The following is a 15,800-nucleotide window of genomic DNA, read 5'->3' as shown; positions in this document are numbered from 1 at the left end:
CGAAGCCTGCCGGACTTCCAAGGTTTCCCCAGGCCGTCCAGCCTCTCAATACTCGATTTTCAAAGAGTGGCCAACCAGGCGAAAACGCATCCGCGCCGCCCCGTCGACAAACCCCATATGGAAGACCGGAAAGCCTCCGTCAAGAGCCAGATTCCAGAAAATTCCGAGATCCGCCAGCAGGTTAGTGGAACAAGCCGCCCCGTCCCTGCCGGTGACCGCCATTTGGTCGAGAACGCGCCGACCGTCAAGCACTATGTTGCAAAAAACTACTCACCTGCGTGCAACCTTCTGAGATCCCGACGGTTTTCGGCGCCTCTCGCCCTCGGCGGTCCGGATCAGCTCGCCTGGATGTAGGCGCGCATCGCCTCGGCTTCGTCCTCGATCTTGCGAATCCGATAGGCGACGAGATCCCCGATCGAGACCATTCCGGTGAGCCTGCCATTCTCGACCACGGGCAGATGCCGGATCCGCCGACGACTCATATCCGACAGCGCGGACAAAACGGTGACGCTGGGTTCTATGGTGATCGCCGGGGCCGTCATCACCTCGCTTACGGGGCGGTCGAGGATCGAATCGCCATGCTCCTTCAGACAATAGACGACGTCGCGCTCCGACATGATGCCGCTGACGCTGCCCCCGTCGACCACGGCCAGCGCGCCGATTCGACGCTCCGCGAGCAAGGCGATCGCGTCGCGGACGCGCGCACCCGATTCGATGGTGACGACCTCATGGCCCTTCTTCTCGAGAATCGCGGCGATGGTCATGATTGCGCTCCTGCTTCACCGACTCAGCGTGCGATACTCCCACGAGGTTCCGCGGAATGGAAGCTCGGGACTCGCCCCATCGCGGGGGATGCCCGGGATAGTGGCCGCTGGATCAGAGGCTTATCAGCCGCGGAGCCAAAAGCGCCTTGATGATGCACCCTCTCCCCGCCACATGCGGACCATGCCCCAGCACGATCCCATTCCCCCGCGACCGCCGACGCGCCAGGCCGATGTCGAGCAGCTCCAGCGCGCCGCGGATGCTTGGGCGCGCTACAAGCGGATGATGAAATGGATGCTGCTCGCCTCGGCCGTGGCAGTGCTGCTCGCGCTCGCGTGGCTGCGCAACGACGGCAGCCCGCTGACCGTCCACATGATCATCGCGACGATCGCAGGCGTGGGCCTGTCGGTGTTGGTCGGCACCGGGCTGATGGGGCTCGTCTTTCTTTCCAACCGCAGCGGCCACGACGATGCCGCCTCCGGCCGCGAGGACCAATGATGAACATCTCCAACCGTGAACCGATCCTGCGCGTCGTCCCGCGTCCCGCCGACATCAATGCCAACGGCCACATCTTCGGCGGTTGGGTGCTGTCGCAGATGGATATCGCCGCCGGCATCGTCGCCTCGCGCGAAGCGGACGGCGCGGTGGCGACGGTGGCGATCGAGGCGATGGAGTTCGTGGCCCCGATCCTCCTCCACGATCTGATCTCGGTCTATGCCGACATCGAACGGGTCGGGCGGACCTCGATCGGCATCCGCATCGAAGTCGTCGCCAGCCGCGACCGCGGCAAGGAGCAAGTCAAGGTGACGGAAGGCCTGTTCACCTTCGTCGCGCTCGACGAGCATCACCGTCCGCGCCCGGTCAAGAAGAGCTGATCCCGAGCCCGTTCGGCCTCATCGGACGGGATAGCGGAAGAGCATCTCGGTTCGGCCGTGGGCAGGCACCGTCACCGCCCAGATCCGTCGTCCGTCCCGCTCGACCAACTCCGATGCGGCGACATCGGCTTCGGCCGCTTGGAGATCCGCTTCGAATCGGACGGCGTTCGACTTCGAATTGGCGACGATCAGCCGGAAGGTTCTGAGCGAGGCGGTGCGCGAGACCTCGACGATCTCGGTCCGCAAGTCGGTCGATTGGCCGGTCTCGAACTCGACGTCTTCGCCGACGGCGCGGTCGCCGAGCCTCCCCTCTCCGATCAGCAGCGGGCGATCGCCAAGGCGTTCGAAGACGCGAACCGCGCCGCCGGGCAGGGGTATGCCGAGATTTTCCCGTGGGCGGTTGCGAGTTCGAATGACGCGTCGAGCACCGACGCTGGTGCCGGGCGCATCCTGAAACCGGGCTCGATAGACGATCTCGATCGGAATATCCCCGTGTCGCAGCAGCGCGATCTGCTTCTGGCTCCTCGCCGCGACCGTGACCGGCTCGGGGATCCGGTAAAGTTTGAGATCGCCGAGATCCTCGAGGACGGCCACCACGCTGTTCACCATATACGCGGCGCTCCGCTGCACCCGTGACCCTGTGACGACGATTTCCTCGCCGCTCCGAAGGGGCGGCAGCCGGGTCCGCACGGGCTGCACCTCGCGAAGACCGCTGGTGGTGGTTCCGGCGGGCCAGCATTGCAGGCGAAGTGGCGGCGCCTCCGCCGCCTGCGGCGCGCGTGAGTCGCGATTCACGCGGCCCGCCACCGCCTGCGCGTCCGCCTGCACGAACCCGGTCTCCCCGCCATTGGCGAGCGTCAGCCAGGCGAACAGGTTCATCCGCTTTTCGTCGGGGTCGATCTCGGCGACATAATCGGCCTGCCAGTCGAACTCGGCGGCGAGATAGGAGAGTGTCACCGTCGCCCGCGCAGCCCGCCGGCTCCGTGTCCGAACCGAGAGGGTAGGTTTCGCCGACAGGCCTGGCGGCACCGAACGGTAAATCATCGTTTCCGGCAGACCGGTGCAGCGCAGCGATTCGATGCCGCTCTTGGTCTCGATCACCACGGCACCGTCGGCGCTGGAGCGGATCACTGCATCCAGTTCGCGCACCCGCCCCGTCTCCCGGGAGGTGCGGCGAAGATGGACTCGCTTGCCAAGCGACGCATCGAGCAGGCTGCCCGGCGACAGCAGCCAGGCGTCGCGATTCTTCTCGAGGATGCCGTCGGGGAGCCCGGTGATGATCGCCGTCTCCGGGAAGATGCCGCCGGCCACGCCTTCGAACCGGATTTCGGACTCCCCCGGGGGAATGTCGACGACGCGCGCTTCGGTGACCAGCGCGTAGCCGCCTAGGGCGCCGAGCTTGAGGCTGCCGCCCAGTTCTCGTTCCGGATCGCGGTAGACTGTTACGCCGACGGAGCGCGGCGCCGGCGAAGTGACTACGGCGGCCGAGGCCTCGGTCACGTCGACCAACAGCAGGAAAGCCAGGAGCCCAAACCGCGGGCGACCTGACCCGGCGGCGGCGCTCACGCTCCCGGCTTCGCGCTTTTCACCCGCATCGTCACCCGGCCGTTCGCCGGAATCGTGACCGACCAGATCCGCCAGCCATTGCGGCTGGCCAGCGGCGTTTCCCAGTCCATGCCATCGGCGAACTGAGCGAACTCGGCTTCGTAGCGGACCGGAGTCGCAAACGCGTTCGAGACACTGATCTCCCACTCCCGCAGCGGCGCGGTGGCGGGCGAGAGTGGCGTCACCTCGACAGTGATCGCCGATGCCGTCGAGATGCCGAGCTCGATCTCTTCGCCGACTGCGTGATCGGCAAGCGCGCCGCGCCCGATCAGCACCGGCTTGTCGCCGGCCATCGTGTAATAGGCGATCCGTCCCGCCGGCAGCGGCAATCCGAGGCCGGCCGCGGCGTCGTTGCGGGTGACCAGCATCCGGGCCGGGTTCCGGCCCGCGCCTTCGAGCGCATAGAAACGCTGGCGATAGACGGGCGTCACCTTCACCGCCTTGCGGTGGAGCAAGGCGACCTGCTTCTGGCTCTTGGCGGCGACGGTGACCGGGAGCGGGATGCGGTAGAGCTTGAGATCGCCGAGTTCCTCCTGCTGCGCCATGACAGGCGCGGGCGGCGGCGGTGGCGGTGGCGGAGGCGGAGGTGGCGGCGCCATCGCTTGCGGGAACATGCCCATGTCCATCGCCATCACCTCGAGCTCTTCGCGCTCGAACTCCTCCTCGCGAAGGTCGCTGGTCGTATTGCCCTGCGGCCAGCATTCGAGCGTCAATGGCTGGGCGCGCGGCTTCGGCGCGCGGACGGAGGTGCGGTTCAGCCGCCCGGCCACCGCCTGGGTGTCGGCATTGCGAAAGCCGGTCTCGTCGCCATTGGCAAGAGTGAGCCAGGCGAACAGATCCACCTTTGTGCCGTCGGGCGAGATCTGCGCGACATAGCTCGCCTGCCAGTCGAAATCGCTGGCGAGATAGGAGAGCGTTACCGTGGCGCTGGTCGAGCGCGGCGCGCGCACCTTCACCGACAGGGTCGGCTTGGCGGACAGGCCTTCCGGGACCTGATCGTAGACCAGGGTCTCGGGCAAGCCGGAACAGCGCAGCGTCTCGATCCCGGCCTCGGTCTGCAGCACGACCGCGCCATTCTCGGCCGAGCGGACGATCGCGTCCATCGCGCGGACCTTGCCGGTGTCACGGGACGTGCGGCGCAGATGCACACGGCGGCCGAGCGACGCATCGAGCAGACTGCCCGGCGAGAGCAAAAGGGCGTCCTGATTCTTCTCGACAACGCCGGTCGGCAGGCCGGTGACGATCGCGCTTTCGGGGAGGATGCCGCCTGCCACGCCTTCGAAGCGGATGTCGGTCTCGCCGGCGGGAATCTTCACCCGGCGGGTCTCGCTGATCAGCGCATAGCCGTTCAGCCATTTGAGGTCGATCGGATCGCTGCCGCTGCGGTTCGGCGCGCGGTAGACGGTAACGTCGACCGCATTGGGTCCGGGCGAGCGCGCGACCTGTTGGGCCGGCGCCGCGGCCCCGATCCCTGCCAGGAGCAATGCGCCGGCGAGAGGCAGCCGCCTCGTCATCCGCGGCTCAGTAGCGCGTGTCGAAGGCGGCGGTGACGACCGCCTCGCCATTGGCGGGCACCGACACCCGCCACGCGGTCTCGTCGGCCGAGCGGCGCGCGCTCTTCTGGCTTTCATCGACGATGCGGACGTCGCCCCACAATCCCGACTGGATGAGATCCACCGTCACCGCATTCGGCTTGGAATTGGTGAGCGTGTAGCGCATCGACGTCCGCCAGCGGTTGTTCGCCATCCGCTCGCGCTTCTCGACCACCGGTTTGACCTTGACGTCGAACGCCTGGCCGGTGGTGAGGCCGATGTCGGAGCCCATCGGGGTGTGGCCGATCTGGCTCTCGCCGACGAACTGGGCATTGCCGCGGCTGTCCTTCTGATAGACCCGGACGGTGCCGGCGGGCAGCGCGTCGCCGAGCCCGGCATCGCGGGCGCTCGAAAATTGCAGAACGGTGTCGGCGCTGCTGGCGGTGTCGGCGGTGCCGAGCCAATCGTTCCGGAAGACATAGGCGCGCTGGGCGGCGGCGCCGGTGACGTCGAGAAAGCTGACCTGCTTGGTCTGCTGGTTGGCGATCGTCGTCCGCTCCTTCAGCGGATAGAGATAGAAGTCGCCGAGGCTTTCGCGGTCCGGCGACTGGGTGCCCGGACGGACATTGGAGCGCGGGCGCGAAGGCCGGTAATCGCCGTTATAGTCGTTGCCGCCGCCGCCGACGGTTCCGGCGACGAGCAGAGTGTCGGCATTGGTGAAGGTGGTGCCGGTGGTGTTGGTCAGAGTCACCCAGCCCTGGACGTCGATCTTGCCCGCCGCTTCGTCGAACAGGGTGACGTAATCGGCCTTCCAGCCCATTCCGGGCGTGAGATAGCTCAACGTCACCGGACGAGTGCCGCCGCTCCGGCTGTCGAGCGTGACCGACAAAGTGGGGCGGGCCCGCAGATTTTCGGGGACCTTGTCGAAGATCACCCGGACCGGCAGCCCGTCGTCGCGCAGCACCTCGATGCGCGGACCGATCTGGAGGACGACGCCGCCATTCACCGCAAGCACCCGGGCCCGTTCACGCTCCTCGGCGCCGGTCGCGGGATTGGTGCGCACCAGCGTGATCTCCTCGCCGACGGCCTTCTCCATCAGCTTGGACGGGGAGAGCAGGTCGAAGTCGAAATTCTGCTCGACGATGGCGAGGTCGCGGCCAGACAGGGTCACCGTCTCGGGGCTGATCTGGCCGGAGACGTTGGGGAATTCCTGCCGCGACCGGCCGCTCGGGATGTCGATCTGCCGCGTATCCTGCACCAGCGCCAGATTCTGGTTGTAGACGGTCACCGAGACATTGCCCTGCGCGGTGGGCCCGGTCGCCGGTGTCGGCTGGGCCGCGGCGAGGCCGGCGGGCGCCGCCAGGCAGGCGGACAGGTAAAGCAGCTGGCGCATCAGCGACATCCCCCTCTTTTGGAGGAGTGTGTTACATTATCACCTTGGCTGTCAACCGCCGCGCTGCAGCCACGAAAAAGGCGGCGATCCGAAGACCGCCGCCTGTTTTCGTCGGCACTGTCCGAAGCTCAGGCCGCGGGAGCGATGTCGGCATCGCCTTCGGTACGCGGCCGGCGGGTGCGGCGGGCCCGGGGCTTGGCGGGGGCATCGCCGTCGACCACCGCAATGGCGGGCGAAATCGCCGGCGGCAGCACGTCCAGCGAGATCTGGCCGTCATTGTCGGCCGGCGCTGCGGCCTCCGCGCTGCGGGTGCGACGGCGCGGGCGGCGCTCGAAGGTCGGCTCGGCAGCCTCGGCGGGCGCGTCGGCATTCGCCGACGGCTCGGCCTTGGCGGCGCGTTCGGCGCGAACCGGACGCTCCGCGCGTTCAACACGCTCGGGACGGTCCGCACGTTCGGTGCGCTCGACACGTTCCGGACGTTCTGCACGCTCCGGCCGTTCCGCGCGCTCTGCACGCTCGGGCCGTTCCGCGCGCTCTGCACGCTCGGGCCGTTCGACACGCTCCTGGCGCTCGGCACGGTCCGGACGCTCGGCACGTTCGGCGCGGCGCGGGCGCTCCTGGCGCTCGGCGCGGTCTTCGCGCGGGGCACGGTCCTGGCGGTCGCTACGCTCGCCGCGATCGTCGCGGGCGGCACGCTCCTGGCGGTCGCCGCGGTCCTCGCGGGCGGCGCGTTCCTGGCGGTCGCCGCGGGGCGCGCGGTCCTGACGCTCGTAGCGGTCGCCCCGATCCTGACGGTCGTCGCGATCGTCGCCAGCGTCGTCGCCGTCACCATCCTCGGCCGAGGCATTGACGTCGTCCTGATCGTCCTCGTCGTCCGCATAGAAATCGTCGCGGCGCGGGCGCTGCTCTTCGAAACGGGCGCGGTTTTCGTTCAACACCCGGAAATAATGGTCCGCGAACTGAAGATAATATTCGGATTGGACGCGGTCGCCCTGGAGCTGCGCGTCGCGGGCGAGCGACTTGTACTTCTCGAGGAGCTGCGCCGCATTGCCGCGGGAGCGGTTGTCCTGCCGATTGCCCTGCTGGGGCTGGTTCGGGCGCGGTCCGCTGCCGCCGCGACCGCGACGGCGGCCGTTTTGACGATTGTTGATCAAAAGTTGGTCCTCGTCTGCGTGGTCCTAACAGCCACTGCGGCCAGGACCCTCCCGGCCGCAATCTTGCACGACCCTGCCAGGCAGGCGGCCGCACTGCGCGGCTCCCGCCACCTCACGCTACGACCGTCCGGAGACGTCCAAGCAATCGGGGGTCGGCGACGGTCAGCCTCACGCTCTCAGTGCTGTGAAAGGCCCCGTCCCTCGAAGCCTATGTAAACATGGCGGAAGCGAAATCCAAGTGGAAAGATGATTATCTCGATCAAGCGCGGACGAGCAGGCAGCGGCGGTGCCCACCAAGATCGGCGCGGGTGTCGGTACTGGCGCCCGTCGCCCCGAACAGAGCGGCCACGCGATCGGCCTGGCCGGCACCGAGCTCGATGCAGGCGACACCGTCGGGGGCGAGCAGACCGAGGATCTGCGGCGCCAGCCGGCGATAGTCGTCGAGCCCGTCGGCACCGGCGAACAAGGCCGAAGGCGGCTCCCAGCCGCGCACGTCGGCGGGCAGATCGGCGCCGGTCTCGACATAAGGCGGGTTGCAGAGGATGAGATCGAACGGGCCGGAGACACCGTCCGCCCAGTTGCCGAGCCGGAATTCGGCACGAGGCGCAAGACCGAGCCGCGCGGCGTTGCGGCGCGCATAGGCGAGCGCGTCTTCCGAGGCGTCGATGCCGAGCCCGTGCGCCTGCCACCAGTGATCGAGCGCGGCGAGCAACAGGGTGCCGGGGCCGGTGCCGAGATCGAGAATGGTGCGCGGCGAGCGCGCGCCGAAATGATCGACCGCGGCATCGATCAGCGTCTCGCTGTCGGGGCGCGGCACGAGCACGCCGGGACCGACCTCGAGCTCGATCGTCCAGAAGGCGCGGCGGCCGACGATATAGGCGACCGGCTCGTCCGCCTCGCGGCGCGCGACCAGGGCGTCGAAGCCATCGGGCGCCGGCGCGCCGAGATCGGCGAGCAGCAGTTGGCCGCGGTCGACGCCGAGCGCGTGCGCCATCAGCAGCTCGGCATCGAGCCGCGGCGTGTCGCTGTGCGGCGCGAGGCGCCTGGCGGCGGCGGCGAGCGCGGCACGGATGCTGGTCGCCGCGTCAGGCCAGGTGGACTCCGGGCCGGCGGCCTCGGGACCCGCGGGTTCCAGGGGTGCGGGCTCAGGCCTCATCGAGGCTGGCGAGGCGCTGGGCCTGGTCCTCGGCGACGAGCGCGGAAACGAGTTCGTCCAGGCCCGGCCCTTCGAGGATTTCGGGCAGGCGGTGGAGGGTCAAATTGATGCGGTGGTCGGTCACGCGCCCCTGCGGGAAATTGTAGGTGCGGATGCGCTCGGAGCGGTCGCCCGAGCCGACCATCGACTTGCGCGCACCGGCGCGCTCGGACGCGAGCCGCTCGCGTTCGAGCTCGTAGAGGCGGGTGCGGAGCACCTTCAGCGCCTTGGCCTTGTTCTTGTGCTGGGACTTCTCGTCCTGCTGGATGACGACGAGGCCGCTCGGCAAATGGGTGATGCGGACCGCGCTGTCGGTGGTGTTGACGGACTGGCCGCCAGGGCCGGACGAGCGGTAGACGTCGATGCGCAGATCCTTGTCGTCGATCTGGACGTCGACCTCCTCGGCCTCGGGCAGCACCGCGACGGTGGCGGCCGAGGTGTGGATGCGGCCGCCGCTCTCGGTCGCCGGCACGCGCTGGACTCGGTGGACCCCGCTCTCGAACTTCAATTTGGCGAACACGCCCTGGCCGGTCACCGAGGCGACGACTTCCTTGAAGCCGCCGACATCGGAGGCGCTGGCCGAGATCGTCTCGACCCGCCAGTTCCGGCTTTCGGCATAGCGCTGGTACATGCGGAACAGATCACCGGCGAACAAGGCGGCCTCGTCGCCGCCCGTGCCGGCGCGGATCTCGAGCATCGCCGGGCGCTCGTCGGCGGCATCGCGCGGGAGAAGCTTGACCGCGAGCGCGCGCTCCGCCTCGGGCAGGCTGCGCTCGAGCGCGGCGAGCTCCTCCTCGGCCATCTCGCGCATCTCGGGGTCGGCGGCCATTTCCTTCAGCGCCTCGATCTCGCCGCGGATCCGCCGGACCTCGCGCGCCGCCGCGGCGACCGGCTCGATCTCGGCATAATCCTTGGAGAAGCGGACGATGTCCTCGGGCGCCAGCGACGGCGACGACATCGCGCTCTGCAGCTCGTCCCGCCGCGCCTCGATCGCGGCGATCCGTGCGTCGGAAATAGCGGTCATCGGGCGCGAACCGCCTCGGCCAGGCCGGCCAGAGGCACGTTGGCCTGTTCGCCGGAGACGAGATTCTTGACCGCCGCCTCGCCGCGGGCGAGCTCGTCGTCGCCGAGGATGATCGCGAAGCGGGCACCGCTGGCATTGGCGCGCTGCATGCGCTTCTTCATATTGCCCTTGTAGCCCATGTCGCAGGCGATCCCGGCGCGGCGGAGGTCGGCGACGAGGCCGATCGCGGCACTCTCGGCAGCCTCGCCCATCGGCACGATGGCGGCGTCGATGCCGGCGGGTGCGGGCGCGGCGGCGAGCATCGCCAGCCGCTCGATCCCGGCCGCCCAGCCGACCGCGGGCGTGTGCGGCCCGCCGAGCGCCTCGACGAGGCCGTCATAGCGGCCGCCGGCAAGCACGGTGCCTTGCGCGCCGAGACGGTCGGTGACGAATTCGAAGGCGGTGTGACGGTAATAATCGAGGCCGCGGACGAGCCGCGCGTTGCGCTCCCAGGCGATCCCGGCGGCGTCGAGCCCGGCGGTGACCTTGTCGAAGAAGGTGCGGGCATCGTGGGAGAGGAAGGCATCGATGTCCGGCGCGCTGTCGGCGGCGGGGCGGTCCCTGGGATCCTTGCTGTCGAGGATTCGCAGCGGATTCTTGTCGAGCCGCGCGAGGCTGTCTTCGGACAGATCGGCGCGGTGGGATTCGAAATGGGCGACCAGAGCCGCGCGCCAGGCATCGCGGGTTTCGGCGTCGCCGAGCGTGTTGAGCTGCAGGGTGACGCCCTCGGCTATGCCCAGATCCTTGAGCAATTGGTCGGCGAGGACGAGCAGTTCGACGTCGGCGAGCGGCGAATCGCTGCCGAGGATCTCGGCATCCAATTGGTGGAACTGGCGATACCGCCCCTTTTGCGGGCGCTCGTAGCGGAACACCGCGCCGTGGGTGGCGACCTTCAGCGGCGCCAATTGCTGCCAGCCTTCGGAGATGAAGGCGCGGCACAGGCCGGCTGTGAATTCGGGGCGCAGGGTCAGCGAATCGCCGCCGCGATCCTCGAACGTGTACATTTCCTTGGAGACGACATCGGTGGTCTCGCCGATCGAGCGGCTGAACACGGCGGTCGCTTCGAACACCGGCGTTTCGACTCGGCTGAAGCCGTAGAGGCGCCGGATTCGCTCGAATGCGGCGACAACCGCCTGAAAGCGATCGGCTTCCTCGCCCCAGATGTCCTGGGTTCCACGGATCCTTTGCGGCCCTTTACTCATCGCCGCGCCTTAGCATTTTTGTCGGCGGTGGGAAGTGCGTGACGCAGTGCAGCAAAGTGGCTAAAGGGCGGGGCCTATGAACATCGATCTCATCCCGGTGGGCGACGATCCGCCCCATTCGCTCAACGTCATCATCGAAGTTCCGGTCGGTGGCGAGCCCGTCAAATACGAGTTCGACAAGGTGTCGGGCGCGATGTGGGTGGACCGGATCCTCCACACGCCGATGCGCTATCCCGCCAATTACGGCTTCGTGCCGCACACCTTGTCGGAAGACGGCGACCCGCTCGACGCCCTCGTCGTCGCGCGCTCGCCGTTCATCCCGGGCTCGGTCGTCCGCGTCCGCCCGATCGCCATCCTGTTCCTGGAAGACGAAGCCGGCGGCGACGAGAAGCTCCTCACCGTGCCGGTCGACGCCACCTTCCCTTATTACGAAAAGGTCGAGGGTGCGGGCGATCTGCCGACGATCGTGCGCCAGCAGGTCGAGCATTTCTTCACCCACTACAAAGACCTCGAAGAGCAGAAGTGGGTCCGCGTCGGCACCTGGGGCGACCGCGACGAAGCGTTCCGCATCGTCAAGGAATCGATCGAGCGCGCCAAGCGCGTCAAGGCCGAAGGCGGCGTCGCCTGAAGTTGGAGGCGCGGCCTTGGGGCCGCGCTGATTTCCAATCCTCCCCGAGCTCGTCTCGGGGAGGGGGACCGCCTTAGAGGGCGGTGGAGGGGCTGACGGCACTCGAGCCGCGCCCCCAAGTTCGCCTTTGGGCAACGCCGTTCCGACCGTGTAACCGGAATCTGCTGACTCGCTGTAAGCCCCTCCACCACCCGCTTCGCGTGCGGTCCCCCTCCCCATCCGCTGCGCGGACAGGGCGGATAAAAGGGTGGATCGCCCTGCCTCTGGTCCTCCCCGAGCTTGTCTCGGGGAGGGGGACCGCCTTAGAGGGCGGTGGAGGGGCTGACGGCGCTTCAAGCCTCGCCCCCAAGTTCGGATCTGCCGACGGCGGGGCGCACCCGATCAAGCCTCTGCCCCTCGACCAACACCGGTTGCCCCTCCACCGCATTTCATATGATCAGGCACGCCATGCCCCCGGCATGGCTGCGATTTGCCGGGGGCAGATCGCACCTGATCATCCCCCTCCCCCAGACAAGCTGGGGGAGGATTGAAGGCGCGGCAGACGCGCAGCTTCTCCGAAGCCAATCGCGCTAAGCCCTTGTTTTCGCCGGGGTCTGGACAGGCGGGCTTGAACCGGCCAATCGGTGCGCGAATGCAACCGAGGTTGGTGTCGATGCGCAAATCCGTTCTTGCCCTGTGTCTTCTCTCCGCCGCGCCGCTGGGCTCCGGCGCGCTCACCGGCGTTGCCGCGGCACAGGCCGTGCCCGCCAATTTCACCCGCGCGGCGCCGTTGCCGAAGGTCGACACGATCCCGGCCGCGCGGGACATCGCGTTCCCGGGCACGATTCAACTCCACGTCGACGTCACCGATCTCGACCGGCGGATCATCCGGGTGAAGGAAACGATCCCGGTGGCCGAGGCCGGGCGCATGGTCTTGCTCTACCCCAAATGGCTGCCGGGCGCGCATTCGCCGAGCGGGGCGATCAACAAGGTGGCGGGGCTGACCGTGCACGCCGGCGGCAAGCGGCTGGAATGGGTGCGCGACACGCTCGACGTCACTGCCTTCCATGTCGACGTGCCCGCGGGCGCGACCAGCCTCGATGTCGAATTCCAGTTCGTCTCGCCCACCGGCGACGGCCAGGGGCGGACGGTGCTGACCCCGGACATGGCGAGCATCCAGTGGATCGCAACCTCGCTCTATCCGGCCGGCTATTATGTCCGCAACATCCCGATCCAGGCGACGCTGACCGTGCCCGCGGGCTGGACGGTGGCGACCTCGCTCCGCCCCGCCACTACCGGATCGGCGACGAGCGGATCGGCGATCGGGGAATCGCCGACCGCGGGGTCGCCGACCGGGGGCTCGACGATCACCTACCAGACGGTGCCCTACGACGTGTTCGTTGATTCGCCGGCTCTGGCCGGGCGCCACTTCCGCAAGTGGGAACTGGCCCCCGACGTCACCCTCAACGTCGCCGCCGACACGCCCGGCGAGCTCGAGGCGAGCGAGGAGGTGATCGGGCTGCACCGCAAGCTGGTCGACCAGGCGGTGAAGGCGTTCGGCGCCCGGCATTACGACCATTATGATTTCCTGCTGTCGATCTCCGACAATCTCGGCGGCATCGGCCTCGAGCATCATCGCAGCTCCGAGAACGGGGTCGACCCGGGCTATTTCACCGACTGGAAGAGCGCCGGCGGCGACCGCAATTTGCTGCCGCACGAATTCACCCACAGCTGGAATGGAAAGTACCGCCGCGGCGCCGATCTGTGGACTCCGGATTACCGCACGCCGATGCAGAACAGCCTGCTGTGGGTCTATGAGGGCCAGACCCAATTCTGGGGCTATGTGCTCGATGCGCGCTCGGGGATGCTGTCGAAGCAGGAGACGCTCGATGCATTGGCTTCGATCGCCGCGACCTACGACATGACTCCAGGGCGGAGCTGGCGGCCGCTGGTCGACACCACCAACGATCCGATTATCGCCCAGCGCGCGCCGCAGCCGTGGCGGAGCTGGCAGCGCTCGGAGGATTATTACAATGAGGGGCTGCTGATCTGGCTCGATGTCGACCGGATCCTGCGCCAGCAATCCAGGAACAAGCGCTCGATCGACGATTTCGCCAAGGCGTTCTTCGGCGTGCGCGACCGCGATTATGGCGAGCTCACCTATACCCGCGAGGACGTGATCGCGATCCTCAACGGTCTCGTGCCCTGGGACTGGGCGGCCTATTTCGACAAGCGCGTCGACGGCATCGCGGAGAAAGCGCCGCTCGAGGGCATCGAGCAGGGCGGCTACCGGCTCACCTATGCCGACACGCCGACCGACTGGTTCAAGACCAGCGAGACCAAGCGCAAGGCGGTCGACCTCACCTATTCGGGCGGGTTCACGGTCGCCAGCGGCGACGGCAAGGTGACCAGCGTGATCTGGGACAGCAAGGCGTTCGATGCGGGCCTCAGCGTCGGCGCGCAGGTGATGGCGGTGAACGGGCGCAGCTTCTCGGCCGACGCGCTGAAGAGCGCGATCACGGCGGCCAAGGGCACCAGCACGCCGGTGCAATTGCTGGTGAAGTCCGGCGACGCGTTCCGCACCGTCGATCTCGACTGGCATGAGGGGCTTCGCTACCCTCGCCTGACGCCCACCGCCGGGGGCAAGGGCACGCTCGACGCCCTGCTCGCCCCCCGTTCCTGATAGACCGGAGAGACGCCGATGCGCCTTGCCTTGCTGCTTTCGACCGCCCTTGCCGCGGCCGCACCCGTCGCTGCCAGTTGGGCCGGTGCGGCCGCGGCTGCTGAGCCCGCCTTCAGCTCCGCGGTGCGGGCGGAGGCCAACACCAAGGCGGCGCTGCAGCGGATCAAGAGGCTGAACCCGAAGGTCAATGCGGTGATCGCCGTCGATCCGACCGCAATCGCGCAGGCCCGCGCCCTCGACCGCGCCCGCAAGAGCAGGCGCGAGACCCCTGACGCGGCAGGGGCTCAGCCCCTGTTTGGGATGCCGGTGCTGATCAAGGACAATATCGAGGCGATCGGACCGCTGCCGACCACGGCCGGCAGCCTGGCGCTGAAGGACAATGTCACCAACCGGGACGCGCCGCTGGTGGCGCGGCTGCGCCGGGCGGGGGCGGTGATCGTCGGCAAGACCAACTTGTCGGAATGGGCGAACATCCGCTCCAACAGCTCGATCTCCGGCTGGAGCGCGGTGGGCGGCCAGACCCGCAATCCGTTCGCGCTCAACCGCAATCCGTGCGGATCGAGCAGCGGCAGCGGCGCGGCGGTCGCGGCGGGGATGGTGCCGGCAGCGATCGGCACCGAGACCGACGGATCGATCACCTGCCCGGCGGCGATCAACGGCATCGTCGGGTTCAAGCCGACGGTCGGGCTGGTCAGCCGCACCCATGTCGTGCCGATCAGCCACAGCCAGGACACGGCCGGGCCGATGACCCGGAGCGTGCGCGACGCCGCCCTGGTGCTCTCGGTGATCGCCGGCAGCGACCCGGCCGATCCGGCGACCGCGGAGGCCGACCGACGCCGCGGCGACTATGCCGCCGGCCTGTCGGCGGACTCGCTGCGCGGCAAGAGGATCGGGGTGATGCGCTTCGCCGCCGGCTTCGGCACCGACGCCGCGTTCAAGGAAGCGCTCGCCACCCTCCGCCGGGAGGGCGCCGTGCTGGTCGACATCGCCAAGTTCGAGGGGCGCGACGAGATTGGCAAAAACGAATTCATCGTGCTGCTGACCGAGCTCAAGGCCGATCTCAACGGCTATCTCGCCACCACCCCGCCGAGCGTCCGCACCCGGACCCTGGCCGACGTGATCGCATTCAACCAGGCCAATGCCGCGACCGAACTGGCCCTGTTCGGGCAGGAGACGTTCGTCGAGGCCGAGGCGACCAAGGGCCTTGACGATCCCGATTACAAAAAGGCGCGGGCGACCTCGTTGCGGCTGGCGGGGCCGGAGGGAATCGACAGGATGCTGAAGGAGCATGACGTCGTCGCTTTGGTCGGCCCGACCATGGCGGCGTCGTGGCCGATCGATGCGGTCCATGGCGACCAGATTTCCGGCGGCGGCGCCGGCGGGCTGGCAGCGGTGGCCGGCTATCCGCACCTCACCGTGCCGATGGGCAGCGTAAAGGGCCTGCCGGTGGGTCTCAGCTTCATCGGGCCGAAGTGGAGCGACGCCGCGATCCTGTCGCTCGGCTATGATTTCGAACAAGCCTCGCACAAGATCATGACGCCGACGCTGCTGCCGTCGATCGAAGAGAGTCCGGAGATTGCGCCGCATCTGCGGCCGGCGGCGCGCTAGAGCATGATCATCTTAGACTGAAGCATATCCGCTGTTTGCGAGGTAGTTTGCGCATTCGACGGGGTCGAAGCAGTCGAGGAGGGTTCCGATGCGCTTCCAGCAGGCTTCGACGGTGCGCTCC

The 15,800-nt window shown here is 68.2% G+C and carries 14 protein-coding genes and 1 pseudogene; 6 read left to right on the top strand and 9 right to left on the bottom strand.

Going from position 1 to position 15,800, the window contains the following annotated elements; translation table 11 throughout:
• A partial coding sequence (locus C7I55_RS29165; RefSeq protein WP_233222459.1) for a hypothetical protein occupies positions 1-354 on the top strand: 354 nt, incomplete at its 5' end.
• Here C7I55_RS29165 and C7I55_RS27525 read toward each other — a convergent pair.
• Positions 336-764, bottom strand: coding sequence for a CBS domain-containing protein (locus C7I55_RS27525; protein WP_106516261.1), 429 nt, complete (start codon positions 762-764; stop codon positions 336-338). The two genes, C7I55_RS29165 and C7I55_RS27525, sit on opposite strands and share 19 nt — an antisense overlap.
• Positions 765-945: 181 nt before the next feature.
• Between C7I55_RS27525 and C7I55_RS27520 the strand changes: the two genes are divergently transcribed.
• Both C7I55_RS27520 and C7I55_RS27515 read left to right on the top strand, forming a co-directional pair.
• Entirely contained in the window at positions 946-1,260 is a 315-nt protein-coding gene (locus tag C7I55_RS27520; RefSeq protein WP_106516263.1) for a hypothetical protein, read from the top strand.
• Entirely contained in the window at positions 1,257-1,637 is a 381-nt protein-coding gene (locus tag C7I55_RS27515) for an acyl-CoA thioesterase (protein ID WP_106516260.1), read from the top strand. The genes C7I55_RS27520 and C7I55_RS27515 overlap by 4 nt, the downstream gene beginning before the upstream one ends.
• An 18-nt stretch (positions 1,638-1,655) precedes the next feature.
• On the opposite strand, the gene C7I55_RS27510 is transcribed toward C7I55_RS27515, so the two are convergent.
• The 7 genes from C7I55_RS27510 to hisS form a co-directional block, all read right to left on the bottom strand.
• The gene (locus tag C7I55_RS27510; RefSeq protein ID WP_146151172.1) at positions 1,656-3,146 is read right to left on the bottom strand and encodes a DUF4139 domain-containing protein; all 1,491 of its coding nucleotides are present in this window, start codon (positions 3,144-3,146) and stop codon (positions 1,656-1,658) included.
• Between the two features lie 53 nt (positions 3,147-3,199).
• A complete protein-coding gene (locus tag C7I55_RS27505) occupies positions 3,200-4,756 on the bottom strand; it encodes a DUF4139 domain-containing protein (RefSeq protein WP_106516258.1) in 1,557 nt (518 codons plus the stop codon).
• A gap of 7 nt (positions 4,757-4,763) precedes the next feature.
• On the bottom strand, positions 4,764-6,167 hold the full coding sequence (locus C7I55_RS27500; RefSeq protein ID WP_408640646.1) for a DUF4139 domain-containing protein: 1,404 nt from the start codon (positions 6,165-6,167) through the stop codon (positions 4,764-4,766).
• 128 nt (positions 6,168-6,295) lie between these two features.
• Positions 6,296-7,321 carry a DUF4167 domain-containing protein gene (locus tag C7I55_RS27495; protein ID WP_106516256.1) on the bottom strand — a complete coding sequence of 342 codons (1,026 nt, stop codon included), beginning with the start codon at positions 7,319-7,321 and terminating at the stop codon, positions 6,296-6,298.
• Positions 7,322-7,580: 259 nt separating this feature from the next.
• Positions 7,581-8,477, bottom strand: coding sequence for a peptide chain release factor N(5)-glutamine methyltransferase (gene prmC, locus C7I55_RS27490; RefSeq protein WP_106516255.1), 897 nt, complete (start codon positions 8,475-8,477; stop codon positions 7,581-7,583).
• Positions 8,467-9,540: a peptide chain release factor 1 gene (prfA, locus tag C7I55_RS27485; RefSeq protein ID WP_106516254.1), complete on the bottom strand. Its 1,074-nt coding sequence runs from the start codon at positions 9,538-9,540 to the stop codon at positions 8,467-8,469. The genes prmC and prfA overlap by 11 nt, the downstream gene beginning before the upstream one ends.
• The gene (hisS, locus tag C7I55_RS27480) at positions 9,537-10,781 is read right to left on the bottom strand and encodes a histidine--tRNA ligase (RefSeq protein WP_106516253.1); all 1,245 of its coding nucleotides are present in this window, start codon (positions 10,779-10,781) and stop codon (positions 9,537-9,539) included. Before hisS ends, prfA begins: the two co-directional genes overlap by 4 nt.
• Before the next feature lie 76 nt (positions 10,782-10,857).
• On the opposite strand from hisS, the gene ppa reads away from it, so the two are divergent.
• The 3 genes from ppa (at position 10,858) to C7I55_RS27465 (ending at position 15,679) form a co-directional block, all read left to right on the top strand.
• Complete coding sequence (ppa, locus tag C7I55_RS27475) at positions 10,858-11,409, top strand: inorganic diphosphatase (RefSeq protein WP_106516252.1); 552 nt, start codon at positions 10,858-10,860, stop codon at positions 11,407-11,409.
• A gap of 652 nt (positions 11,410-12,061) precedes the next feature.
• The gene (locus C7I55_RS27470) at positions 12,062-14,071 is read left to right on the top strand and encodes a M61 family metallopeptidase (protein ID WP_106516251.1); all 2,010 of its coding nucleotides are present in this window, start codon (positions 12,062-12,064) and stop codon (positions 14,069-14,071) included.
• A gap of 18 nt (positions 14,072-14,089) precedes the next feature.
• Positions 14,090-15,679, top strand: a complete 1,590-nt coding sequence (locus tag C7I55_RS27465) for an amidase (protein ID WP_106516250.1) — start codon at positions 14,090-14,092, stop codon at positions 15,677-15,679.
• A 12-nt stretch (positions 15,680-15,691) separates the two neighbouring features.
• Here the strand turns inward: C7I55_RS27465 and C7I55_RS28635 are convergent.
• A pseudogene (locus C7I55_RS28635) lies at positions 15,692-15,800 on the bottom strand (IS630 family transposase); the annotation flags it as partial.

It is taken from the genome of Allosphingosinicella deserti (assembly GCF_003012735.1).
Lineage (GTDB): Bacteria > Pseudomonadota > Alphaproteobacteria > Sphingomonadales > Sphingomonadaceae > Allosphingosinicella > Allosphingosinicella deserti.
The sequence above is the reverse complement of the archived record's forward strand: the minus strand, read 5'-3'. Positions and strand labels throughout refer to the sequence as shown.

What these genes read in the sequence shown, in the direction of transcription:
- C7I55_RS27525 (WP_106516261.1), bottom strand. Translation starts at nt 764, where the DNA reads ATGACCATCGCCGCGATTCTCGAGAAGAAGGGCCATGAGGTCGTCACC.
- C7I55_RS27520 (WP_106516263.1), top strand. Translation starts at nt 946, where the DNA reads ATGCCCCAGCACGATCCCATTCCCCCGCGACCGCCGACGCGCCAGGCC.
- C7I55_RS27515 (WP_106516260.1), top strand. Translation starts at nt 1,257, where the DNA reads ATGATGAACATCTCCAACCGTGAACCGATCCTGCGCGTCGTCCCGCGT.
- C7I55_RS27505 (WP_106516258.1), bottom strand. Translation starts at nt 4,756, where the DNA reads ATGACGAGGCGGCTGCCTCTCGCCGGCGCATTGCTCCTGGCAGGGATC.
- C7I55_RS27500 (WP_408640646.1), bottom strand. Translation starts at nt 6,167, where the DNA reads ATGCGCCAGCTGCTTTACCTGTCCGCCTGCCTGGCGGCGCCCGCCGGC.
- prmC (WP_106516255.1), bottom strand. Translation starts at nt 8,477, where the DNA reads ATGAGGCCTGAGCCCGCACCCCTGGAACCCGCGGGTCCCGAGGCCGCC.
- prfA (WP_106516254.1), bottom strand. Translation starts at nt 9,540, where the DNA reads ATGACCGCTATTTCCGACGCACGGATCGCCGCGATCGAGGCGCGGCGG.
- hisS (WP_106516253.1), bottom strand. Translation starts at nt 10,781, where the DNA reads ATGAGTAAAGGGCCGCAAAGGATCCGTGGAACCCAGGACATCTGGGGC.
- ppa (WP_106516252.1), top strand. Translation starts at nt 10,858, where the DNA reads ATGAACATCGATCTCATCCCGGTGGGCGACGATCCGCCCCATTCGCTC.
- C7I55_RS27470 (WP_106516251.1), top strand. Translation starts at nt 12,062, where the DNA reads ATGCGCAAATCCGTTCTTGCCCTGTGTCTTCTCTCCGCCGCGCCGCTG.
- C7I55_RS27465 (WP_106516250.1), top strand. Translation starts at nt 14,090, where the DNA reads ATGCGCCTTGCCTTGCTGCTTTCGACCGCCCTTGCCGCGGCCGCACCC.